This is a genomic window from Ensifer sp. LBL (genome assembly GCF_050435225.1).
In the GTDB taxonomy this organism is placed as follows: domain Bacteria; phylum Pseudomonadota; class Alphaproteobacteria; order Rhizobiales; family Rhizobiaceae; genus Ensifer.
In genome coordinates this window covers 20,490-41,205 of the sequence record NZ_JBNDJY010000003.1, presented here as the reverse complement: position 1 = coordinate 41,205, position 20,716 = coordinate 20,490, and the positions used below count along the sequence as shown (strand labels likewise).

Genomic DNA, 20,716 nt, shown 5'->3' with positions numbered 1-20,716 from the left:
CAGTCCGTTGCTCATTGCCAGAGAGTGCCGCCACAGCGACGATCGTGCAAGCGGCCTACCGCCGCCCGCCCCTCACCCCAGTTCGTTGCGGATCGCCCGCATGAAAACCTTGGCGCCGATGCCGATCAGGCCATCGGGAAAATCATAGTCCGGATTGTGCAGCCGCGCGTGGTTTTCGCCGGCGCCGAGGAAGAACATTGCCGATGGCGCCACCCGGCCGAAGAGCCCGAAATCCTCCGAACCCTTCATCGGCAGCACGCCCTCGCCGCGGTCATGGCTGACGCCCTCCTCGTCCATGGCGCGCGCGAGCGCGGCGACGGCGATTTCCGCATTGCTGCACTGGTGGAACACATCCTCGTAGCCGATCGTGACCTTCAGCCCTGCCGACTCCGCCTCGCTCGCAACCAGCGCTTCGGCGCGGGCCACGAGATCGGTCATGCGCGCGTCAGTCAGCGTCCTGAGCGTCGCCCAGATCTCGGCATGGCCAGGGCTGATTCCGAAGGCCGCCTCACCAAGCCACGCATGCGTCACGGTCACCAGAGTGTAGGTCTCATCAAGCGGCCCGTTGTTGCCGAGCGCCGTCAGACCGGAAAGCAGCGACGCGACGGCAAAGGTCGGCGCAATGCCGTCCTCCGGCGTAGAGGCATGCGCAGTCTTGCCCGAAAGCGAAATCCGCATGCCGCGCGAGGCGCAATTGACCGGGCCGGTGCGAAGTGCGGCATGGCCGAGGCCGATGCCCGGAAAATTATGCAGCGACAGGACCAGGTCCGGCTTGATGTCAGCAAATTTCGGGTCGGCAAGCACGGCGGCCGCCCCCGCGCCATTTTCCTCTGCCGGCTGGAACATCAGGATCGCCCGGCCCTTGGCCGGCCGCTTTTGTTCCAACCCCTTGGCAAGCGCCATCAGGATCGTCATGTGCCCGTCATGGCCGCAAAGATGCCCTTTGCCCCCAATCTCAGAGCGGTGCGCAATCTCGGAAATCTCCTCGATCGGCAACCCGTCGAGCTCGGCCCGCACCATGACGGTCGGCCCTGGCTCTCGTCCCTGATAGACCACCGCCACCCCATGCCCGCCAAGGCCTGATATCACCGCATCCGGCTTGGTCTCGGCCAGGGCCGTGACGATCGTTGCCGCCGTCTCCCGCTCCTCGCCCGAGACCTCCGGCCGCCGGTGCAAGTCGCGCCGAAAGGCGGTGAGCGCCTCGAGTTCACGGTCGATCAGAAACATGCATGCCCCTCCGCTGCGCGTTTTCACTGCTCATAGCAGGTCCTTGACCGTGTCGCCAATCGCGCCGGCCCGCGTTTTAGCGCCTACCGGCCGCACGCGAGACTTTCGATCATCCCCGCCTTGCGAAGAGATGCGCATGACACCTGACGACCCCTGACATCTGACGACCGACAGGTACGCCACACGCGTATCACCAGAGGGGCCAGCACATACGCCTTCGGACCGGACCACTGACGGCCTTTCCTCACATGCCGCCTTGGCCGGCCATGCTTTGCAGGATCGACACTGATCCCGCTCCACCGCCGGGAGGAGCCAATGTTACTTGTCCCCGGCACTTCGCCCGCTATGGCAGCCCGAGTTTGTTTTCCCAATCGGCGTTCTTTTCATCCCCGCCTTCCTCCCAAAGCCGCTCACTTTGCGCCCGTGACCTCGTCGTTCCAGCCATCGAGCAGCACGGCCTTGCAACCGCGGTCGCCCAAGTAAAGTGTCTCCAGGAATTTGTCGGGCTTCATTTCACTTCCTTACCGGACAATGTGCGTCTGGACTGTTCCAGGGTACGATGTTTCCGTCGGTGCCGATGGAGGGCCCCTGTCCCTTTCTTGGTGTTTTCGCCGTCCAAGCGCGCTTTCTCGTTCGCCAGCTGCATCTGCATCTGCAGTTGCTGCATGCCCATGTCAGGCTGTTGCTGCGGTCGGGCCGCCTGCATCCGCCGCTGGATGTCCTCGGGCGTCGGCTTGGTGAAATAGAGGTCGGGCGATTTCAGCCCCGCCGCCTCCACGGTCTTGGCAATGCAGGTGAGCGCGCTACGGCGTTGGCGACTGCTAGATCGTGCTCTCGCGCGCAGGCACTGCTGTCTGTGCCTTGGAAAATTTTCTGACGGGAAGATCGAGCACGATGTAGGTCAGCAGAAACACGAAGGTTTGGGGTCCAAGAAGACCAAAGATAACGACAATTTCAATTGTTTCACGAAGAAGATTGGCACTGTGCATGCCGTCGACAACGACGAAATATCCAAGCGGCACGATCATCAAAACGACGGCTGCCAAGACGATATACAGAAGCCGTTGCCACAAATGCAGGGCCGGAAGCGGTACGAAGGCGAATAGGTACAGCGACGAAAACAGCATGGCTGTGATCAAGTCCAAATGGCGACCGAAGAACCAGGCAACAGTTGTCAGCATGGCCCCATAGTTCAACAAAACGCGTGTCGCATTTGCAGCCGTGTAGCGCATGGCATACCTGAAGTGTGACGTGTCGATCTTGTCGGCGTAAACTCTAGCGGGCTTATCGCCTTTGTCTTGAAGCAGATTGTGGCACATCTACGTCCACTACGCGAGGTGGTATCGCCTTATTGCGTAATGTTGTATCGCCATTTTACTTGTTGGCGCCCAGGCGGTTTCTCTTGGACAGCAAATGCCGAAGGCTCTGAACATCCTCAGCTTCGCCTACGTGCTTGTTCAAACTGCGCAACTGACTGTCGAGCTTGGCTGGCCACCAAGTCTCGTCGACCTCAACGAATGGTCCGATACCACTTATCGCCTCGGTCACATTTTTCGTACACGTGAGAAATCCCCCTCCACCAATATCGTCGATCCTCTTCCTGATCTCCGCTTCCTGCTCGGGCGTCGTGTTGAATTTGCGAACTGTCACATCCGGTCCGTCGGTCAACTGATACCGCAGGTAATCTTCGGGCGAGAATTCAGGTCCATAGAGAGCACGCCCGCTGCCCATCTCTCTGTTGGTGTAATCGCCGGCAGGATCCCAGAGAACGGGGTCGTCGCCATCGATGAAAACGCCAGTGTGCATATTGTTGCCGAGGGCGCTTGGATTAGTGTTGGACATGACGTAGGTCGCAGCCACCTCCACACCCTTGTCGCGCCCATGTTCCTTGCCCCGGTTCAGCAACCGACTGTTGGCCTCCTCGCCGAAATCGCGCAGTTCGAGCGCCGTCGTCGACCGCGCGCCGGTATCGTACAGGTCTTCGTCTGGCTCACCCCTAGATAGCGGCGTGGCCCGCTTGTTCATTCTGATCATCCCGGCATCCCTCCGATATGCGCTGTGGACAGCGCCGTGCCGCCGGCCATCTCGGCCAGGTTCTGCTCGCGTTTCAGGTTGAGTTCGGCGTCGATCTGGTAGCGTTTCAGCGCGCCGTTCTGCTGGATCTCCGCAAGCTTCAGCTCGCGCTCCATCTCCAGCCTGCGCTTGGCGTTTTCGCCGTCCATGCGCGCCTTCTCGTTCGCAAGCTGCATCTGCATCTGCAGTTGCTGCATGCCGAGGTCAGGCTGTTGCTGCGGCTGCGCCGCCTGCATCCGCTTCTGGATGTCCTCGGGCGTCGGCTTGGTGAAGTAGAGGTCGGGCGATTTCAGCCCCGCCGCCTCCACGGTCTTCGCGATGCCGTTGTAGAGGTTGTCGGGCGAGACGTAAGGATTGTCCGGCCCGAGCGTCGTCAGCAGCTTTTCCTGCAATTGCTGGATCATCTGGATCATCAGCATGTCGCGCTCGCGCGTACCCGCACCGAGCCCGGTGTTGACGGTCGCATCCATGCCGGCGTTCCAGTGGCGCGGGTCGAAGGTCACCCACTTGCCGCGCAGCCTGACCGCCCGCGGCCGGTCCTGGTGCTTGATGGTGAGGCCAAGCAGGCCCTTGAACACCCGCCTCAGCCCCTGCGCAAAGGTGCGCACCATCAGTTCCGTCTGGCCGATGCCCGCCTGTTCGACGAGTGCCGTCGCCTTGGCCGTCATGTTCTGCAGCGCATCCGGCGCCATGCCGCTCGACGCGTCGGAGATGCCGGTGCGGTCGGTCGCCTCCTGGTCGAGATAGCCGAGCATGGAGAAGGATTCGCGCGCCACGAACGGCACCGCCGTATAGCCGACGGCGCCGCGCACATCGACGCCCTGGCCGACGCGGATCGGCTGGCCGAACTTCGGATTCAACACCGATTCCGGGTTCTGGATCACCCCTTCCTGCACGATCGGCTGCTGGTTGTTCTGCCAGTAGAGATTGTCGAGCGTCTGGCGCAGGAGCACGGTCTTTACCCGTTGGATCTCCGCCATGTCGTCGGTGATCGCATTGCCCTCGCGCTGGTGCGGCCGCCGCTCTGTGATGAGATCGGCAAAGGGCACCTCGTCCCATTCCGCATCCTCAAGCAGATTGTCGGCCCCGGTGCCGCCGGCAAAGACCAGGCGGCGCAGCTCGGCAATGCCGTCATCATCCGCATCCACCTTCACATAGAGCTCGTAATAGTCGACCTCCTGCAGCGCCGTCGCCGTCTCCTCGCCGTCGCCGAAGATGCCGCGCCTGCGGGCAAATTCCTCGTCCTCGCCATCCGCATTGCCGGCAATGGCAAAGCCTTCGACGAGGTCGCGGTCATAACCCATGGCGATGAGGTCGGAGCGGCGCATCCGCCGCTTGATCCCGGCAATCGGGCTATCGTCGATCGAGATCGCATCCGGGTGAACGAGGAATTCCTCGAGCGGCACGGCGGCAAGCCTGGTTGCCCCGCGTTCCGCCGTGCGGCGGATCTTCACGCTGAAGACCGGCTGCTCGACAGGTCCTGTCGGAAGCTCGATCCGTTCGACCGACTGCGCCTGTTCCAGCACCTCCACCGTGTCGTCGGCAATGAGCTGCACCAGCGCCTGTTCGTCGAGCCCGCTATGGGTCGAGACGTCGACGCTCTTTCTCTTCTCGTACCACCAGCGGATCACGCCGTTGCCGAGCTTCAGCGCGTCATGGGCTGCATCCTGCACCGCGTCATAACCGTCGCTTTCGGGAAAGACGATGTAGTTGATGTAGTCGGTCGCCTGCTCGGCGCCGGCCTCGTCGCCCTGGTTGACCGGCTGGTATTCCACCACCTTGTCATTGCCGAGCACGGTGCGGATCAGCGACGGCAGCACCTTCTTCACCGCCGCCCGCACATCGCGCGAAACCACCTTGGAGCGGTTCGCTTCGACAGGCACATCGGCCATCACCCCGTCGTAATATTCCATCGCCCGCACGCGCGTGGCCGAGAGCTGGTCGCGATAGTCCTCGCAATCCCTGACAAGCTGGCTCACCATCTCCGTCAGTTCCGTTTTCGTCATCGCTGCCATCTAGAGAACCTTTCAGGGGACAAGCATTTGGTGGAGATGCCAATATTGCGTCGGTTATTGTGCAGAGGGCGCAATCACCTGATGCCGCAGCGCTGTGGGCCGCAAGGCACCTGCCAGGCGTCGCGAGAGCATCGTGTGTTTCTGATGAGCCGGCGGCAGCCAGAACGGGGAGCCGGGCAATAGGCGCTAGTCGCTGCCCATGGCAGTAGCCAATAGGTGGGAGAAGAGAGATAACGCGGGAAACAAAAAACCCCGCCGAAGCGGGGTTTCAGTATTAGTTCTTGATGAGTAGCCGACGAGCGTCAGGCAACGGCGCCGTCCGATCAGTCGCCGTCTGGCCGGGCGTGGGGCTCATCGGCTTCGGGTCGAGGGGCGACCTTGTCGGCTCCACGTCTCTTTCTTTTATTGCGTCTCCGATCGCTATCCCTGCTTTCAGCCACCGGAGCGATGGAGGATTCTGCGTCGCTTGCAACATCTGTTTGCGCCCTTTGTTGGTCGTCATCTCCCGAGTCCTCTTCAGAGGAGCATGCCATGATGATACCTGGCGATGCTTGCCTGTAGGTTACTCCAGAAATAAGTTTGACGAGGTCATATAGTTCCTCGGTCGGCGGATCAACCTTATCAAACAAGGTCCCCGCCTCTTCGCGGTCGATAATAAAATCGTGTGACGGGTAGTCCGAAACAAGTCGCCGAACCGTATCGGACTTCGGATTTTTTGAAGCACGCGCCAACCGAATTCCATACTCAGTGGCGATCTGCAAATCTCGATAATCGCTACCAATTACATCAGGGTTCATCTGACTGAAGATCGGGGACATCAACTCCCCTGTCAAACGCCACGATATGTCGGCAGCAAGTTTAAACGAAATCAAATTTTGCGACGAGGCTTTGATCCCAAGCATAGTCTTTGAAAAAAGCTCGAATGCCTCGTTTGACAATGCTTCAAAAGCTGATCTCGTTAGCAGCCCGCTTTTTCTGGCACCAATCTCATCTTTGTCTAGTAGTTGAACGTCGAGTGGACCCAACTCCGAGAAGATGTCCATAATGAGCCGATGCGCGCCAAGAGCAATCAACGTACCGGCACTTTTGCAATAACTCGGGGTAAAGAGGATAAACTCCTCATAGGTCTGTAGCATCAGCCGCGCAATTTGATACGCGCTGTTTGCCAGTCCACCGTTTGTGGTCAAGATAAGCAACCCGCGTCTGCGGGGCGCTTCGTTCTTTCGCTGGGCTACCTCGGAAACAAGTTTGCCGAAACCCGAGCTATCAATTCCTGCGCTGTAGAGAAAAACGTTTGCATCATACTTTTCTTCTACCGCCTTTACGGCGGCTCTGAACTCTTCAGGCGACAAGCCAAGCCCCCTCACAACCTACCCCTGAAAATAGCGTAGAAGATTCTACCACAAATACAAGCACGTGAACTGTCGGTTGAAACAGAGCATTTTCCTCCATAGGTTTCAACTCGTTGCATCATCGCTGCCATCTAAAGAACCTTCCGATCGGTAAAGGCCCAGGCGACTCTATCGGCCTTCACCCGCGCAAAGCGTTTCATCATCAGCGCGTAGCGAGAGGCCGAAATCACGTCGTCGCGTTCCTTGACGATCCGGCCGTCCTTGCGGTGGTAGAGCCTGAATTCCTCGAACCAGTCGCCAGCGGTCGCAAACACCTTGAAGCGGCCGGTCTGCATGCGCTGCAGCATGTCGGAGATCCCCGCCTCGACACCGTTGCTGCCGTCGTCGAAGGTCGCTCTTTCCGGCAGCATGACGAGCCCCTGCCCGCGATATTGCGCGGCCAGCTGCTCGCCCGAGCCCTTGTCGTGCTGCAGCCCGTCATGCGGCCAGGCCCAGGGCAACCACGGCCCCCAGGGTTTCAGGCTCGCGGCATGGATGATCGGCGTCGCCTCGCGCTCGCGGTAGCAGCGGGTTACGTAGAAGACGTCCGCATCCCGGTCCCAGGCGCAAAGCGCTGCGGCAAAGGGATGGTCCCAGCCGAAATCGAGCCCGCCGATCTGTACCCAGTGCCTCGGGATCTCGAATGGCTCGACCCGGATCTGCTCTTCCGTCACCGGGAAGATCCGGCCGGACCCCAGCGTCGGCACGCCCTTGGTGCGCGCTTCCTTCTCATGCGCCGGATAGCTCGCGACGATCTTCGCGCGCTCCTCGGGCGTATAGTGCTCGGCATCGTCGATCGTCATCGTCACCACGGTCCGGTCCTCCGACGGTTCGAGCAGATAGCGGCTGACGACCGAGCTCATGCCTTTCAGCGGCGTGAACGTCACGGCGACCGATCCGCCGGTCGCATTGGTGCGGGTGATGCCCTCGAAGTAGACGTCTTCCGGTGGCTCCTCGTCGAACCAGACATAGTCCACCGTATTGGCCTGCCACTTCGCCCGCCCCTGCTCATAGGCTTTCAGAAGCAGCGTCGAGGTGCCGCCGCTCGCATGTCGCACCGTCACGCTATCGAGCGCTCCGGAAGCGCTGGAGCGTCGGGTCCAGCCGGCAAGGGCCGCTTTCGGCAGGTAGCCGGTGCCCCAGTCCTCCTCGCTCATTGGCGGGCCGACGAGCAGCCGCTGCACGCCATCGCGTGTCAGCTCGTGCGATTCCGAGCCGCCGATCATCGTGATCGGCCGGTCGAACCGTCGGCCCGCCCACCAATGAGGATAGTCTCCGGTCAGGTGCATCGCTGCCTCGGCAGCGCCCGCCAGCGTCTTGCCGAGCTGGTTTCCGGCCATGAACAGCCGCTCGCGAAAGGTTGCACCCGCCGCGTGAAATTCCGTCTGCTTCGCATAAGGCTGATAGTAGGAGAGCCTATTCGTGTTCTGCCGCCGCCCGATCTCCATCGCCAGCTCCATCCGCTCCCTGAGAAGCGAGGAAAGGCTTGATGGTCTGGTCGAGCTTGCGGATCCGCTCGAGAAGTTGCTCATCCGTCATCTCGCCGATCTGGTTGGCATTGATGGTCACGTCTTTCGGCATCAACGCCGCGATCGTCTTCAGGAAATCATTCGGGTTCTTCTCGATCAGCGCATGGATCGCCGCCGCTCCTCTGGCTTCCCAGGCCGAAAGCATGTCTTCGAGAAAGAGTTCGCCGAGCTTGGTGCGCACCGCCTTGCGCGTGCGCGCCCGGGGGACTGCCCCACCGCCTCCGGAGCGCGGCAGAAAGCGCCCGGTCTTCGGGTCCTTGGCGGTTTTCACTGTCATGGGATTTGCTCCAGGGCACGAGGCGATTGCTCCTCCTGCGCATGTTGGATCGGCCGCCACTTGACCAAAAGTTGCATTCTGCCATCAATGCCAGCCAACGTTCCGGCAGTGGCGGGATTGGGAGACGATCACAGGTGATCCGGCGTTTGTGGACGAAACTGCATGGCATGTTCGAAAGGTCGGCTCCGCCCCTGGCCGAAGTCGGCGAGCCGACACCTGCGAAGGTCTCGGCGGCCAAGTCGGGAACGCCGATGTCTGCAGGTAACACCATCGTGTCGCCGCGGCTGTTCGAGCTTGCCCAAGCGGGTGATGTCGATGCCCAGGCCGCGCTCGGCGAACATTACTTTGACGACCGCGAGGAACATTATGCCGCCAGTTTCCAATGGAACGGGCTCGCGGCCCAGGCGGGGCACATAGGCGCTCAGGGCCGGCTGGCAACGATCTATCACGAGGGGCTCGGCGTGGAGCGCGACCCCGAGAAAGCGTTTCGCTGGTGGTATAGTGCTGCCCGTCAAAATCACCGCGGCGCACAATTGATGGTCGCCGCAGCCTATGAAGTCGGTACCGTCGTGAAGGCTGATCTGCCGGAAGCGGCCTATTGGGCGTCGCTCTCCTCTCTCAATGCCCGAGGCGATCCGCAACAATTGGAACTCGTCGATCCCTATTACCGGTCGGTCCTGAACAAGTTGACCGACGAACAAAAACTGGCGCTCATAGAGCGGCTCGAGCGTCAGATGAAGCGGGATTGACGGGCGGCACTTCGATCGCAGCGCCCCCGCCTCGCGCGCGGCAGGCGTGACAGCCGATCACAGGAAAATGCGTGTGTCACGCCGGATGTCACGCTTGCAACCTTGACTTCAGGTTGCATTCGGTCATCAATACCGCTCACCGGGTTGCTCCACATCGGGTGCTTCTGGCGCAATGCATCGCAAGCGCCCCTGCCTCGTCGGCAGTGGCCAGGGAAAAGCCAAATTAGTTCAAGATTTTGAGTAATTGTTCGGCCTAGCAGTCCAGCCGCGGGAACCATGCAATGAATGCAACAGGTGCCAGATGATCCGCAACACGTTCAGCAAGTTGAAGACCATTTTCACCCCGCGGCCGTCCGCAACGAATATCTCGCCCAGGTTGCTTGAACTGGCGACGTCAGGAAATGTCGACGCCCAGGCGAAACTCGCCGAAATCTATTTCAATGATGGCGGCGCGGAACACTATGCCGCTTCGCTTCATTGGAACCGCCAGGCCGCCCGCCAGGGTCATCCGGCTGCCCAGGCCCGCCTCGTGACCATCTATCAGAGAGGCCTAGGCGTCGAGCGCGATCCGAAGGAAGCCTCGCGCTGGCTTCGCAGCATCGGCCAGCCCCGCCCCCGACATGAGTCCGGCGCCGCCGTCTCCGGCAAGATCGCCAAGCAGGAGGCCTAAGTCTCTTCGCGTAAAAGTGTGCAGCGGTTTTGCGACACCAGCATGCGGGCGCCAAAGACGAAAAACCTAAGTGCGAACCCTAGAAATTGCGACGCGTCCCGGCGCCGTAGCCGCCGCCACGGCCGCATCTCAACGGTCACATGTCGCAGCCGTCGCGGATTTGAATTTTTGAACATCGGCATCAGCGACAGGCACAACACCGCGCCCGACTCGCCGGAATCAAAAAGGCCGCTTCAATGACGAAACGGCCAGCCTGTAATATCCTTAGCCCGCTTCCGGTCGCTTGGCAAGCCCCTTTGCCAAAATTTGTTTCCGTTTTGTTCGATTTTTCAGTTGCCCGAGAACGTCTGCCCGCTTCCTCTAAAGGTCCTAGCGCTCGATTGGTGATATAATCGCAACCGCCATGCAAAGCCGCTTGCGCCGCCGGTCCATCGCCAAAGGATCTCGGACCTCGCGGCTGCATGCCGATCCGTTTCGATGAGGCGGCGCGAATGCCGGTCTCGCGACCACGGGAGGTTCCCATGTCACGACAATACCTGATCGCCGCCCTCTGGGCGGCGCTTCTCGCGGTTGCCGGCTGCACCACCGACCAGGCGAGCCGCACCAGCACGCCTGCTCCGAGCCCCAGCTACCAGGGCATGCAAGGCGTCCAGGGCATGAGCCAGGGCGGCGGCGGCGCTGGCGGCTATTGAGGCGCTGACGCCCGACAAACGCAAAGCTGGCCCGGCTCGACCTGGGTCCAAGTCGCCTGCCCGCGCAGTGTCGCCCTCGTGCAAAGCCTCGGCCGAACGCACCGCGCAACAGCGCCGATTGGATTGAACAAGTTGGGCCGACATGCGTTGAGTAACCATGACGCGCATTCTCGCTGCCGCGCCATTTGTTTGCGCGCATTCTGTGTTAAGCTTCCCCTTGGGAGGAAAATGCCATGGAGAATTTCTTCGCACTCGCCGCCATCGTCGTCGGCTCTGCAATCCTGGGGCTCGCGCTCGCCTACGGTTTTCGTCGCAAGGACGCGCACCGCCCTCCCGACCATGACGACGCGCGATTGAAGTTCTAGGGCGCGAGGCTTCCCCAAGACGACTTCGCCCCGAAGAGACACCGGCGGCGCTTGGCTGTTCGACGCTCGCGAGCGCAGAGCCAACGATGCCGCTTTTGCAATCCTTGCGAGAACCATTCACGCGCATTGCCCGCGCGTTCTTGCAAGGTCCCTCCTTGAAAAACCTCGCCCGCCTGTTGATCGCCGGTCTCGTCGCCCGCGTCACCGCTTCATGCTGCGGCCGAACTCTCTCCCGCAAACCAGACGTGGGCGAGACAGGTCAGGGAGCCTCTCGTGAGGCCGCTATCGTCCAAAGTTGAGGTATCCAGAAAACAGCAGCGCGGCTCATGACGCACACGAACCCCTTTGCGGCTCGACCGTGCAATGGAGGTTGTCTTCCTCCCCTTGCTCGCTCTTTGCCCGCCCCACCGGAACCTTTCCCGCCCCCTCGCCTTACTCCTTCGACAGGAACAACCGAGGAGATGCGAGGATGAGCAAGGCGACCCCCAAAACGCGTGATCTCAGGCAGACATCGGAAGACGTCGCGCAATCGGCCGAACCGACGATCATGCCAATAGGCAAGATCCCGCCGCTCCCCGTCGACCAGATTCCCGCGGGTGACGACCCGACGCCAACCGACCAGGGTCGCGTGCCGCCCTTTCCGAGCCGCGACGAAGCCAATGTCGATCCGGACGATGCCCTGCCTGACGACCGCGAAGAGAAGATCCTTGAGGACGATCCGGGGCGCGAGAAGACCCGCTTCGACGAGGAGATGCCGCGCAGCAGTCGATAGCGGCTGCCTCCCACGCGGGGCCGCGTTCCTCAGCCGATTTGAACGCCTGAGAACAAGAAGAGGCCCGCCGGTTAGAAACTGGCGGGCCTCCGTTAAATCACGCTCGCCTTAGAAATAGGGCGAGTAGCACTGCTGGCGCGGGCCGCCATAGGGCTGGAACGAATTGTCCCAGGCGCGGTAGGAGCGATAGCGCGAATAGCACCAGTCGGCATGGCGCGGGTTGACGCCGGTCTCGTAGCGGCGCGCCGGCGGAGCGGCAATTGCGCCGCCGATCACGACCCCTGCGCCAAAGGCGGCAAGCGGATACCACCAGCCGTCATTGTGGCGGCGATAGCCGTAACGTTCGGAGCGATAGCCGCGGTAACCCCGGTAGTAGCCATAGCGGTCGCCGCCATGCCAGCCTTCCCGGTAGCCGGGCCGGTATCTCGGGCGATAGTCGTCGCGCCAGCCGCGCGGATAGCGCCGGTAGTCCCGGTCGCCATGCCAGCCGCGGTCGCGCACCAGCTCGACGTCGCTCTTCTGCACCCGCTCGATCGCAACAGCCGGCAGGGCGTTTGCCGGCGTGATGCCCGAAAGAGCCGTTATCGCCGCAAGCACGACGATGCCAATCTTCTTCATTTCATCACCTGTCCGTTTGTAACAGGTGCCAGTTTTGGCCGCGGCGACGTGAACCCACAATGAATGCGACAATCCTAATATGCGACGCAACTTATAGGTTGTATTTCTACATTGCCACAGCCGCACCATCCGGGGCTGAAAAGCTGCCCCAGGGAGACTTGCCATCCCCTGGGGTCGCCCCTGTCATCCGCTCACGCCGGCGCATCCGCCTTGCCGCGCAGCTTCAGCGCATGGGCAATCAGCGTCTCCACCACCTGGCCATAGGCGATGCCGTCTGCGGCCAGTGCCTTGGCGTACATGCTGATATTGGTGAATCCGGGAATGGTGTTGATCTCATTGATCATGAGGCTGCCGTCGGCGCGCAGGAAGAAGTCCACCCGCGCCATGCCGGCGCAGGCAAGCGCGCGGAAAGCCCGCGCCGCCATGTCCTTGGCCTCGGCGATCACGTCGTCGGAGAGGTTGGCAGGCGCCTCGACGACCGCGCCGCCGGCATCGACATATTTGGCGTCGTAGCTGTAGAAGCCGTGGCTGGCGGCCGGAATGATCTCCCCCGGCCGCGATACGGTGAGCTGTCCCTTCGCATCCTCCAGCACCGAGCACTCGATCTCGCGGGCCTGGACGAACTCTTCGATCAGCACCTTGTCGTCGTGCCGGAACGCCTCGTCGAGCGCCGCCTGCAGCGCGTCCAGGCTGTCGACGCGGCTGACCCCGACGGAAGATCCCTGCCGTGCCGGCTTGACGAAAACCGGAAGTCCCAGGCTTTCGAGGATGGTCTCGCTCGAATAGGCGTCACCCGCATGCAGGCCGATCGCCCGCGCAACGGCGATGCCTTCAGCGACCAGCAGCCGCTTGGCGAGCGCCTTGTCCATGGCGACCGCCGAAGCCGCGACGCCGCAGCCGACATAGGCGACATCGGCCGTTTCCGCATAGCCCTGCACGGTCCCGTCTTCGCCGAAGGGACCATGCAGAACCGGGAAGATCAGGTCGATCGCCGGCAGCAGCCCTTGGCTGCCGTCGGCACCGATGGTCACCGCCCGCCCCCGCCCGCCGGGGATCAGCGCCACCTGCGTTCCCGATGCTGGGATCGCCTTCGGCAACGCCCCGTCTTCGAGATCGACCAGCATCCAGCGGCCGTCCCTAGCGATCCCGATCGGCACGATCTCGTAGCGCGTGCGATCGAGCGCCGCGACGGCGTTGCGCGCCGACATCAGCGAAACCTCATGCTCCGCCGACCGGCCACCGAACAGCACGGCAATGCGCAACTTACCTGTCATGATCCTTTTCCCTCCAGAATCGTGGTGCATCCTGCGCAACCAAGCGAGCGAACATGGCAAGAAGAGGTCGGGACACGCGCCATCGTTACGGAAGGAAAATTTTCCTCTCCGGCAACCTTGCCGCTTGAATTCATCCGGATGAAGTACAAGTGATGCGCGAACACGGATTTGAAGGAGAAACTGCCGATGGCCGAGGTCCTCGTATTCCACCACGCCCAGGGGCTGACACCCGGCATGCACGCCTTTGCCGCCGACCTGCGCGCGGCCGGCCATGTCGTCCACCTGCCCGATCTCTTCGAGGGACGCACATTTGCGAGCATCGAGGAGGGCGTTGCCCATATCGAGACGGTCGGCTTTGACGAGATGCGCGAGCGCGGCGTGCGCCTTGCCGATGCCCTCCCCGAAAGCCTCGTCTATGCCGGCTTCTCCTTCGGCGTCCTGCCGGCGCAGAAACTCGCCCAGACCCGCCCCGGTGCCCGCGGTGCCCTGCTGTTTTACTCCTGCATCCCGATCAGCGGCCAGTGGGCCTTCGGTCCCTGGCCGGAAGGCGTACCGGTCCAGATCCATGGCATGGACAACGACCCGATCTTCGTCGGCGAAGGCGACATCGACGCCGCCCGCGAGATCGTCGAGAAGGCCGACGATGCAGAACTTTTCCTCTACCCCGGCGACCAGCACTATTTCGCCGACAGCTCGCTGCCCTCCTATGATGCCGGGGCAACGGCGCTGCTCACGCAGAGGGTGCTGGCTTTCCTCGATCGCGTCTGAGGTTGCGGGTCCGGTTGCCCCGGGGCCGACCGTTCACCAGGGCGGCCTTTGACGAAGCAGAGATCATGCCCAGGCGGCGGCTTCGCCACCCCGGGAACCAATCGTCTCGGCCGCCCCTCAGGGCGCCGCTTTCTTGGCGAACAGGGCCGTCAGGATCGCCGCGACCATCAGCTGGAATGTCAAGAGCATGCCCATGCTGACCCAATAGAGGTAGGTATCGCGCCACAGGCGGATGGCGTCCTCGCCGACCTGCGCGTCGACCCGCGTGTTTGTCCGGCAAAGCGCGACGAGAGCGCAGACAAAGAGCACGCTGAGGATTGCGGCGGAGACCCAGGATCTCCTTTTGTCAGGCGGGGAGCCGAGGAAAAGGCAATAGATCAGCACCAGCCCGGCGCCGATCGCGCAGGACATCGCGATCGCGTCGTCGCGCCATCCCTCGAACATCAGGGGCTTCAGAATTTCGGTATTGGACGAGAGCCACACAACCAGCGGACCCGGCAGAATTGTCAGAAAGTGCAGCCGCTCCGCCATCCTCTACCCCTATTCCAGCACGGGCACGAAGAGCGCCCGCTTGGTCCCATCCTCACCCAGGCTCCGCAGCGTTAGCGCATCCTCCCCAAGGTCCAGCTCGGGATTGTAGGGAAGCGTCATCGCGAAGGACTTGCGCTCGTTCGGGCGGATACGCGCCAGTTCCGCGTTCCAGCCCTGCTGTTCGAACTGCATGGAAAGCACGAATGGCGGGTGCAGTTCAAATCCGGGGGCGACAAGCGCGAATGCGCCCGGATCCAGCTCCTCGAGACGGAAATCGATGGTGTAGTTGTAGGTCTTCGCCTCGGTCCCCAGCACGAAGCGGGTATCGACGATGAAGGCGACCAGCTTCTGCGACTGCTCGGATGGATCCGCATCGAGAACAGTGAAGCTCCTCCAGAAGAATTCCCCTACCCGCCGCAGGAATTCGGAATAGCCCGGTCCGCTTTCGGGCGAGCTGCCGTTGCCCTGTTGTCGGACCTGGCCGGCGCAGCTGATGTCGGGAAAGCCATCCGCCATCTGCTTCGGCGTCGGCAGATAATTGGCGTCTTCCTCGTGCTGCCACCTGTTTCCGTATCGAATGCAGGTGTTCACGAAATCCGGCCTCTGTGCGCCGGGCTTGGGGTAATTCGCAGGCCGCTGTTTCCTGAAGGCGCACCCGTCCGGGATCATCACGTCGTCCATGCCGGCGGCATACCAGCTCAGAGCCAGCGCACGCCCCGAGCTATTCTTGACGCAGCTTTCATATACATCCACGTTGCCCGCGGTATTGTTTCTGCGGATGGAAGACGTCGTAAAGACAAATCCGGACTGACCGTGATTGTCGTGTACGTTGCCGCGGCATGCTTCGATGAAGAAGCCGTCCCGCGTATAGTTCGGCGCACATTGCTGTTGCGCCATACCGGGCGTCGCATCGCCAATCGCCGCGGCAAGGATAAACAAGACGCACCAGGCCGGTTTCATACGCCCCTCCAGATTTGCAGCCAGATCCGGTCGTCTGGAGAGTATATGAGCGATCCCTTGTATGCAATTACAAGATGAACAGCACAACTAATCAGTTGTAGCTATTCACTGCCTCCGCGACGTCCGCTTAAGGCGCGTCACCGCGCATTGCCACTGGAAATCCGATGCGATCTCGAATTACTATCAAGGCGCCGAGGTATTGGAACAATATAACTTCCGATTCTGAGAATATACTAATACAAATCTTGAAATAATCCGGAGAAGCCGTGCTCATCTATTCGGACGAAAACCTCGAGGTCATTCACCGCGAAGGCACATCGCCCTACCTGCTCGTCACCTTTAACGAGATGGAGATCCAGGCAAACGGCAGCCGTTACTGGGGCCAGCGCTTCTGCGAGAAGGCGGACATCTCGGCGCTCGGCTTCATCAGCCGGCGGCCCAACTGGTTTCCGGCGGCAAGCGTGATCAAGGCGGTAGAGGCCGCAGCCCCCATCCTGAAGGCCGCGCCCGAACGTATTCTCTACGGCCATTCGCAGGGCGGTTATGCCGCGCTTCGCTATCGCCGGCGCTTCAATGCCACCACGGCCATCGCGTTTTGCCCGCAGGTCTCGATCGATCCGAAGTCCGTTCCCTACGACAACCGCTTCATCAGGCATTTTTCGCCCGAACTGCATGGCAACATGGGCATTTCGCCCGACCAGGCCGCCGGCCGCGCCTACATCTTCTACGATCCCTTCCACGCGATCGACCGCCGCCACGCCGAGCGCATCGCGTTCCTGCAGCGCGAAACGCATCTCGTGCCGGTGCACATGACCGGCCACGGCACCGTCCGTGTCTTTACCGGAACCGAACGCGCGCTTTCCCTGATTGCCGCCTGCCGTACCGAAGATCACCCGGCCCTGCGGGCGCTTGCCCGCACCGCCCGTATCGACGCGCCCATGCGCCCCTACCAGATCGCCGTCGCCGCCATGGTCAGGCATCCCGCCTGGTCGGACGCGCTCAACGCCCGCTTCGGCGACCGCTTCGCCCCGATGGAGCACGTCAACTTCCTCTATCACCGCGCCAACCGCCACATCGGCGACGGCGATATTCTTTCAGCCCGCGCAATGCTCGAAACCGCCCTTTCCCTGCTGCCCGGCGACCCCGCCATCAAGCACCGTCTGAAAGAACTCGACGCCCGCATCCTCCGCGAACGGAAGGTCGCAAGCACGTCCTGAAGCAAGCGCGTATCCGTTGCGGGGAGCGAGCGGGCGCCCCCTTCTCTCTGCCTGACGGGGAGAAGGTCGCCGCAGCCGGATAAGGGGCAAGCCCCTCGCAAGTGACCTTGCGCAATATCCATCCTTGCGGCCCTAATGGCCTCGCAGGATGAAAGCCCATAGGTGGCGAAGATCAGGAACCAAGCGATGACGCCCCCCTTGCCCCAGCTTGACGACATCCGCGCGCTCGAAGAGGAGCTCCACCGTACCGAGGTGCGCCGCTCGCGCCCAGCCCTCGAGAACCTGCTTGCCGAAGGCTTCGTCGAATTCGGCGCCTCCGGCGCCGTCTACCATCGCGCCGAGATCATCGACCTGCTGCTTGAGGAAGACGACGAGGACGACGGCGAACTGCGCACCGACGACTACCGGCTGACAGCCATTTCGCCCGATGCCGTGCTGCTCACCTATCGAACGCACCGCATCGAAGCCGACGGATCGCAGCGGCACGCGCTTCGAAGTTCGATCTGGAAATGGGATGGCACGAAATGGCAGATGCTGTTCCACCAGGGCACGGTGACACGACCGCCGGCGTAGGGCAGCCACTTTCGGTCAGCCAACTTCACGAAATCGACGGCTCCTCTGAACCTGCCCATCGCGGCGTCTTGGCAAACAAGTCAAGTCCGCTGCCTGCAGACAATGCCCGGCCCCACCCCGATATCGATCCCTGAGTTTTCACGCTATGATCGCCCGAATGGAGCCAGTTCCAACCGCTGTCGTCGACGGCATTTCGGGAGTGCCCAAACATGACCCGTGATCAGATGCTCGCCCACCTTCGCGCCGCCGACCAGGTCGCGCGCGAGGCAGCGGTGCACGGCCACCACCCTTTCGGCGCGGTGCTCGTCGGCCCCGACGACAGCATCCTGATGCGCCAGGGCAATATCAACACCGTGCGCCACGCCGAGACCGAGCTTGCCCGGCGCGCGGCGACTGCCTATCCGGCGAAATTTCTCTGGAGCTGCACGCTGGTTTCGACCGGCGAGCCCTGCGCCATGTGCACGGGCACGCTCTACTGGGCCAATATCGGCCGCCTGGTCTATGGCTTCGAGGAGGAAAAGCTGCTGGCAGAGACCGGCGACCACCCCGACAACCCGACCATGAATCTGTCCTCGCGCACCGTGCTTGCCTCCGGCCAGAAGCCGGTCGAGGTCGTTGGCCCTTTCCCCGAAATCGAAGACGAATTGCTGAGCCCCCACCGCAGCTTCTGGCGACGCTGAAAAGTAGCCGTCCGCAGGCCCTGCTTGCGGCAGCGATCGCGGCGCTCTGAGCCCCTTTCCCGCACGGGCTGAACGGATGATGCGCCGGGCATCCCCCGCCGGCTGAGGCCCGACTCCAACGGCTTTGTCAGTGCTTGCCTTTGAGCGCCGGCTGTTCCAGCGGCAGGATTACCTCGGCGGAGACCCCCGGCCGGTTGTCACGGATGCTGACGGCGCCCGCATGGAGATCGGCGATCGCGCGAACGAGGCTGAGGCCGAGGCCGCTTCCGTCGGTCGTCCTGCTCTTGTCGAGCCGGTAGAGTCGCCGGAACACCTTCTCGCGCTCGCCGGCGGGAATGCCCGGACCGTCGTCGTTCACCGCCACCACCGCGCTGTCACCCTCCCGCGCCAGTGCGATCGAGATCGCAGCACCGGGCGGGCAATGCCTTATGGCGTTTTCGACCAGGTTGACGAACATCTGCGTCAGCAGTTCCCGGTCGCCGCTGATCGCCAGCGCCCCCGCCTCGATCGAGGTGGAAAGAATGTGGCCGCTATCCTCGGCAACGCCCGCATAGATTTCCCCAACCGAGGTCACGAGGTCGGTCAAGTCGATGCTTTGAAAACGGGTTCTGCGCGCACCCGCCTCGATCTGCGAGATCCTGAGCAGCGCTTCGAAGGTGGCGTTGATCTGGCCGGCCTCGGCGCGCGCGTCGAAAAGCGCCTCCGTCACGTTCTCGCCGCGCTCGTCGCCGCTGATTGCCGCCTCGACCTGCATCCTCAGACGGTTGAGCGGCGTCTTCAGTTCATGGGCGATGTCGGAGCTCACCTGCCGCATCGTTTCCATCAGTGCCGACAGCCGGTCGAGCGCCTCGTTGACCTGGCCGGAGACGACATCGATGTCGTCGCCATTGCCGCGCAAAGGCACGCGCGCGTCGAACATGCCGTGCGAGACCGCGGTCATCGCCCCGGCAATGCCGTCCAGCCTGCGCTGCACCTTTCGCGCCAGAAGTACGCCGCCGATGATCGCGCCGGCCATGGCGACAAGGGTGGCCCAGACGAAACTCAGAAAGGCGATATGTTCGAGCCGGTTCGTCGCCGCGTAGCTCCGCCCGACGATCAGCCGGTTGCTGCCGATCACGCCCGAGAACGCGCGATAGTCGGCGCCGTCACGCAGGCCCAGCGCCACGGATCCCACCGTCGAAAAGCCGTCCGGCAAGGGCGGTGTCGAGACGTCGCCGGCAATCTGCCGGCCATCGGCGCCGAAGACGCAAAACACCCATTCGCGCGCCCGGTTCACCCGTGAATAGGCGTCGACCATGGCGATCAGATCCTCCAGATCGTCCGAGGATGCGATCACCGCGTGCAGATCCGCGACCGAACTGTCGAGCGAGCGCTGCAGTTCCCGCCGCATGAACTGGTAGGTGACGAAGCCGGCCGCAACGAAGGTGAGGAAGAAGACGAGCCCGAAGGTCACCGCCAGGCGAAACGGGGTCGAGCGCCACAGCCTAGCGCGCGGCATGCAGGCTGTATCCGATATTGCGCACGGTATGGATCAGCGGCACGTCGAAGGGCTTGTCGACCTTGGCGCGCAGGCGGCTGACATGGGTCTCGACGACACTCGTCTTCGGGTCGAAATGAAAGTCCCAGACCTTTTCCAGAAGCATGGTCCGGGTCAGCACCCGGCCCTCGCCGCGCATCAGCACCTCCAGCAGGGTGAATTCCCTTGGCTGCAGGTCGATGCGCTCGCCCGCCCGCGTCACCGAGCGCCGCACGAGATCCATTTCAAGATCGGCCACCGTCAGCATCGTCGGCCGCTCCGACATCGGCGGCCGGCGCGCCAGCGCGTTGACCCGCGCCATCAGCTCGGAAAAGGCGAAGGGCTTGACGAGATAGTCGTCGGCGCCGGCTTCGAGCCCCTCCACGCGGTCGTCGACGCCGCCGATCGAGGTCAGAAACAGGGCCGGCACCTTGATCCGCGCGGCGCGGATCGCTTTTACCACCGACAGGCCGTCGAGCCCCGGCAGCATCCGGTCGATCACCAGCACGTCATAGGTTTCGCGCGTCGCCTGGTAGAGCCCGTCGCGGCCGTCGTCCACAAGGTCGCAGACATGGCCCGCTTCCGCCATGCCGCGCTGCACGAATTCGGCGGTCTTTCGGTCGTCTTCGATCAGCAGGATTCGCATCAAGTCGCCCCGGAATGTCCATGCGCTTGCAGAGGCCGTATCGCCTCGCATCCGTCCCGTTGCGGTTGCCGCGGCAACGGATCGGCACCAACCATTCGGCGCACAGATGCGCGCCATTGTCACCTTACGAATTGGTATGGTTCCGGCAAAGCGGAGGCAACATCCGGCAGCCA

24 protein-coding genes are annotated in these 20,716 nt (G+C 62.4%); 9 read left to right on the top strand and 15 right to left on the bottom strand.

Annotated features, from left to right (window positions below; all coding sequences use genetic code 11):
- Positions 1-72: 72 nt before the first annotated feature.
- The 9 genes from OKW20_RS11845 to OKW20_RS11805 form a co-directional block, all read right to left on the bottom strand.
- Positions 73-1,227, bottom strand: coding sequence for an amidohydrolase (locus tag OKW20_RS11845; protein WP_429172417.1), 1,155 nt, complete (start codon positions 1,225-1,227; stop codon positions 73-75).
- Between the two features lie 410 nt (positions 1,228-1,637).
- The gene (locus tag OKW20_RS11840) at positions 1,638-1,739 is read right to left on the bottom strand and encodes a DUF6258 family protein (RefSeq protein ID WP_429172416.1); all 102 of its coding nucleotides are present in this window, start codon (positions 1,737-1,739) and stop codon (positions 1,638-1,640) included.
- Positions 1,736-2,005, bottom strand: coding sequence for a hypothetical protein (locus OKW20_RS11835; protein WP_429172414.1), 270 nt, complete (start codon positions 2,003-2,005; stop codon positions 1,736-1,738). The genes OKW20_RS11840 and OKW20_RS11835 overlap by 4 nt, the downstream gene beginning before the upstream one ends.
- Positions 2,006-2,048: 43 nt before the next feature.
- On the bottom strand, positions 2,049-2,546 hold the full coding sequence (locus tag OKW20_RS11830) for a hypothetical protein (protein WP_429172412.1): 498 nt from the start codon (positions 2,544-2,546) through the stop codon (positions 2,049-2,051).
- A 55-nt stretch (positions 2,547-2,601) separates the two neighbouring features.
- The gene (locus tag OKW20_RS11825; RefSeq protein ID WP_429172410.1) at positions 2,602-3,261 is read right to left on the bottom strand and encodes a hypothetical protein; all 660 of its coding nucleotides are present in this window, start codon (positions 3,259-3,261) and stop codon (positions 2,602-2,604) included.
- Positions 3,258-5,315, bottom strand: a complete 2,058-nt coding sequence (locus OKW20_RS11820; protein WP_429172408.1) for a portal protein — start codon at positions 5,313-5,315, stop codon at positions 3,258-3,260. Before OKW20_RS11820 ends, OKW20_RS11825 begins: the two co-directional genes overlap by 4 nt.
- Before the next feature lie 323 nt (positions 5,316-5,638).
- On the bottom strand, positions 5,639-6,667 hold the full coding sequence (locus OKW20_RS11815) for an SDH family Clp fold serine proteinase (RefSeq protein WP_429172406.1): 1,029 nt from the start codon (positions 6,665-6,667) through the stop codon (positions 5,639-5,641).
- A 131-nt stretch (positions 6,668-6,798) separates the two neighbouring features.
- Positions 6,799-8,238 carry a terminase large subunit domain-containing protein gene (locus OKW20_RS11810; protein ID WP_429172405.1) on the bottom strand — a complete coding sequence of 480 codons (1,440 nt, stop codon included), beginning with the start codon at positions 8,236-8,238 and terminating at the stop codon, positions 6,799-6,801.
- A complete protein-coding gene (locus OKW20_RS11805) occupies positions 8,123-8,512 on the bottom strand; it encodes a hypothetical protein (protein WP_429172403.1) in 390 nt (129 codons plus the stop codon). Before OKW20_RS11805 ends, OKW20_RS11810 begins: the two co-directional genes overlap by 116 nt.
- A 167-nt stretch (positions 8,513-8,679) precedes the next feature.
- Here OKW20_RS11805 and OKW20_RS11800 point away from each other — a divergent pair, with 167 nt between their 5' ends.
- From OKW20_RS11800 to OKW20_RS11780, 5 genes are all read left to right on the top strand, one after another.
- Positions 8,680-9,261, top strand: coding sequence for a tetratricopeptide repeat protein (locus tag OKW20_RS11800; RefSeq protein WP_429172401.1), 582 nt, complete (start codon positions 8,680-8,682; stop codon positions 9,259-9,261).
- 301 nt (positions 9,262-9,562) lie between these two features.
- A complete protein-coding gene (locus OKW20_RS11795; protein WP_052201855.1) occupies positions 9,563-9,931 on the top strand; it encodes a tetratricopeptide repeat protein in 369 nt (122 codons plus the stop codon).
- A 521-nt stretch (positions 9,932-10,452) separates the two neighbouring features.
- A complete protein-coding gene (locus OKW20_RS11790; RefSeq protein ID WP_429172399.1) occupies positions 10,453-10,623 on the top strand; it encodes a hypothetical protein in 171 nt (56 codons plus the stop codon).
- Between the two features lie 233 nt (positions 10,624-10,856).
- On the top strand, positions 10,857-10,988 hold the full coding sequence (locus tag OKW20_RS11785) for a hypothetical protein (protein ID WP_256364286.1): 132 nt from the start codon (positions 10,857-10,859) through the stop codon (positions 10,986-10,988).
- Positions 10,989-11,457: 469 nt separating this feature from the next.
- A complete protein-coding gene (locus tag OKW20_RS11780; RefSeq protein ID WP_429172397.1) occupies positions 11,458-11,760 on the top strand; it encodes a hypothetical protein in 303 nt (100 codons plus the stop codon).
- A 108-nt stretch (positions 11,761-11,868) separates the two neighbouring features.
- On the opposite strand, the gene OKW20_RS11775 is transcribed toward OKW20_RS11780, so the two are convergent.
- Together OKW20_RS11775 and OKW20_RS11770 are read right to left on the bottom strand one after the other, a co-directional pair.
- Complete coding sequence (locus OKW20_RS11775; RefSeq protein WP_043619224.1) at positions 11,869-12,378, bottom strand: BA14K family protein; 510 nt, start codon at positions 12,376-12,378, stop codon at positions 11,869-11,871.
- Between the two features lie 191 nt (positions 12,379-12,569).
- A complete protein-coding gene (locus tag OKW20_RS11770) occupies positions 12,570-13,652 on the bottom strand; it encodes a D-alanine--D-alanine ligase family protein (RefSeq protein ID WP_429172396.1) in 1,083 nt (360 codons plus the stop codon).
- A 186-nt stretch (positions 13,653-13,838) separates the two neighbouring features.
- Between OKW20_RS11770 and OKW20_RS11765 the strand changes: the two genes are divergently transcribed.
- The gene (locus OKW20_RS11765; RefSeq protein ID WP_429172394.1) at positions 13,839-14,420 is read left to right on the top strand and encodes a dienelactone hydrolase family protein; all 582 of its coding nucleotides are present in this window, start codon (positions 13,839-13,841) and stop codon (positions 14,418-14,420) included.
- 117 nt (positions 14,421-14,537) lie between these two features.
- On the opposite strand, the gene OKW20_RS11760 is transcribed toward OKW20_RS11765, so the two are convergent.
- Positions 14,538-14,951, bottom strand: a complete 414-nt coding sequence (locus OKW20_RS11760; RefSeq protein ID WP_429113769.1) for a hypothetical protein — start codon at positions 14,949-14,951, stop codon at positions 14,538-14,540.
- 9 nt (positions 14,952-14,960) lie between these two features.
- Positions 14,961-15,911, bottom strand: coding sequence for a hypothetical protein (locus OKW20_RS11755; RefSeq protein ID WP_429172392.1), 951 nt, complete (start codon positions 15,909-15,911; stop codon positions 14,961-14,963).
- A 266-nt stretch (positions 15,912-16,177) separates the two neighbouring features.
- Between OKW20_RS11755 and OKW20_RS11750 the strand changes: the two genes are divergently transcribed.
- From OKW20_RS11750 to OKW20_RS11740, 3 genes are all read left to right on the top strand, one after another.
- Positions 16,178-17,128, top strand: a complete 951-nt coding sequence (locus OKW20_RS11750) for a hypothetical protein (RefSeq protein WP_429172390.1) — start codon at positions 16,178-16,180, stop codon at positions 17,126-17,128.
- 186 nt (positions 17,129-17,314) lie between these two features.
- Positions 17,315-17,701, top strand: coding sequence for a DUF4440 domain-containing protein (locus tag OKW20_RS11745; RefSeq protein WP_429172388.1), 387 nt, complete (start codon positions 17,315-17,317; stop codon positions 17,699-17,701).
- Positions 17,702-17,910: 209 nt separating this feature from the next.
- Entirely contained in the window at positions 17,911-18,381 is a 471-nt protein-coding gene (locus OKW20_RS11740; protein WP_429172386.1) for a nucleoside deaminase, read from the top strand.
- Positions 18,382-18,508: 127 nt separating this feature from the next.
- Here OKW20_RS11740 and OKW20_RS11735 read toward each other — a convergent pair whose 3' ends face one another.
- Positions 18,509-19,879, bottom strand: coding sequence for an ATP-binding protein (locus OKW20_RS11735; protein ID WP_429172384.1), 1,371 nt, complete (start codon positions 19,877-19,879; stop codon positions 18,509-18,511).
- Positions 19,866-20,543 carry a winged helix-turn-helix domain-containing protein gene (locus OKW20_RS11730; protein ID WP_043619189.1) on the bottom strand — a complete coding sequence of 226 codons (678 nt, stop codon included), beginning with the start codon at positions 20,541-20,543 and terminating at the stop codon, positions 19,866-19,868. Before OKW20_RS11730 ends, OKW20_RS11735 begins: the two co-directional genes overlap by 14 nt.
- Positions 20,544-20,716: the final 173 nt, after the last annotated feature.

What these genes read in the sequence shown, in the direction of transcription:
- OKW20_RS11845 (WP_429172417.1), bottom strand. Translation starts at nt 1,227, where the DNA reads ATGTTTCTGATCGACCGTGAACTCGAGGCGCTCACCGCCTTTCGGCGC.
- OKW20_RS11840 (WP_429172416.1), bottom strand. Translation starts at nt 1,739, where the DNA reads ATGAAGCCCGACAAATTCCTGGAGACACTTTACTTGGGCGACCGCGGT.
- OKW20_RS11830 (WP_429172412.1), bottom strand. Translation starts at nt 2,546, where the DNA reads ATGTGCCACAATCTGCTTCAAGACAAAGGCGATAAGCCCGCTAGAGTT.
- OKW20_RS11825 (WP_429172410.1), bottom strand. Translation starts at nt 3,261, where the DNA reads ATGATCAGAATGAACAAGCGGGCCACGCCGCTATCTAGGGGTGAGCCA.
- OKW20_RS11820 (WP_429172408.1), bottom strand. Translation starts at nt 5,315, where the DNA reads ATGGCAGCGATGACGAAAACGGAACTGACGGAGATGGTGAGCCAGCTT.
- OKW20_RS11810 (WP_429172405.1), bottom strand. Translation starts at nt 8,238, where the DNA reads ATGAGCAACTTCTCGAGCGGATCCGCAAGCTCGACCAGACCATCAAGC.
- OKW20_RS11805 (WP_429172403.1), bottom strand. Translation starts at nt 8,512, where the DNA reads ATGACAGTGAAAACCGCCAAGGACCCGAAGACCGGGCGCTTTCTGCCG.
- OKW20_RS11800 (WP_429172401.1), top strand. Translation starts at nt 8,680, where the DNA reads ATGTTCGAAAGGTCGGCTCCGCCCCTGGCCGAAGTCGGCGAGCCGACA.
- OKW20_RS11795 (WP_052201855.1), top strand. Translation starts at nt 9,563, where the DNA reads ATGATCCGCAACACGTTCAGCAAGTTGAAGACCATTTTCACCCCGCGG.
- OKW20_RS11790 (WP_429172399.1), top strand. Translation starts at nt 10,453, where the DNA reads ATGTCACGACAATACCTGATCGCCGCCCTCTGGGCGGCGCTTCTCGCG.
- OKW20_RS11785 (WP_256364286.1), top strand. Translation starts at nt 10,857, where the DNA reads ATGGAGAATTTCTTCGCACTCGCCGCCATCGTCGTCGGCTCTGCAATC.
- OKW20_RS11780 (WP_429172397.1), top strand. Translation starts at nt 11,458, where the DNA reads ATGAGCAAGGCGACCCCCAAAACGCGTGATCTCAGGCAGACATCGGAA.
- OKW20_RS11775 (WP_043619224.1), bottom strand. Translation starts at nt 12,378, where the DNA reads ATGAAGAAGATTGGCATCGTCGTGCTTGCGGCGATAACGGCTCTTTCG.
- OKW20_RS11770 (WP_429172396.1), bottom strand. Translation starts at nt 13,652, where the DNA reads ATGACAGGTAAGTTGCGCATTGCCGTGCTGTTCGGTGGCCGGTCGGCG.
- OKW20_RS11765 (WP_429172394.1), top strand. Translation starts at nt 13,839, where the DNA reads ATGGCCGAGGTCCTCGTATTCCACCACGCCCAGGGGCTGACACCCGGC.
- OKW20_RS11760 (WP_429113769.1), bottom strand. Translation starts at nt 14,951, where the DNA reads ATGGCGGAGCGGCTGCACTTTCTGACAATTCTGCCGGGTCCGCTGGTT.
- OKW20_RS11755 (WP_429172392.1), bottom strand. Translation starts at nt 15,911, where the DNA reads ATGAAACCGGCCTGGTGCGTCTTGTTTATCCTTGCCGCGGCGATTGGC.
- OKW20_RS11745 (WP_429172388.1), top strand. Translation starts at nt 17,315, where the DNA reads ATGACGCCCCCCTTGCCCCAGCTTGACGACATCCGCGCGCTCGAAGAG.
- OKW20_RS11740 (WP_429172386.1), top strand. Translation starts at nt 17,911, where the DNA reads ATGACCCGTGATCAGATGCTCGCCCACCTTCGCGCCGCCGACCAGGTC.
- OKW20_RS11735 (WP_429172384.1), bottom strand. Translation starts at nt 19,879, where the DNA reads ATGCCGCGCGCTAGGCTGTGGCGCTCGACCCCGTTTCGCCTGGCGGTG.
- OKW20_RS11730 (WP_043619189.1), bottom strand. Translation starts at nt 20,543, where the DNA reads ATGCGAATCCTGCTGATCGAAGACGACCGAAAGACCGCCGAATTCGTG.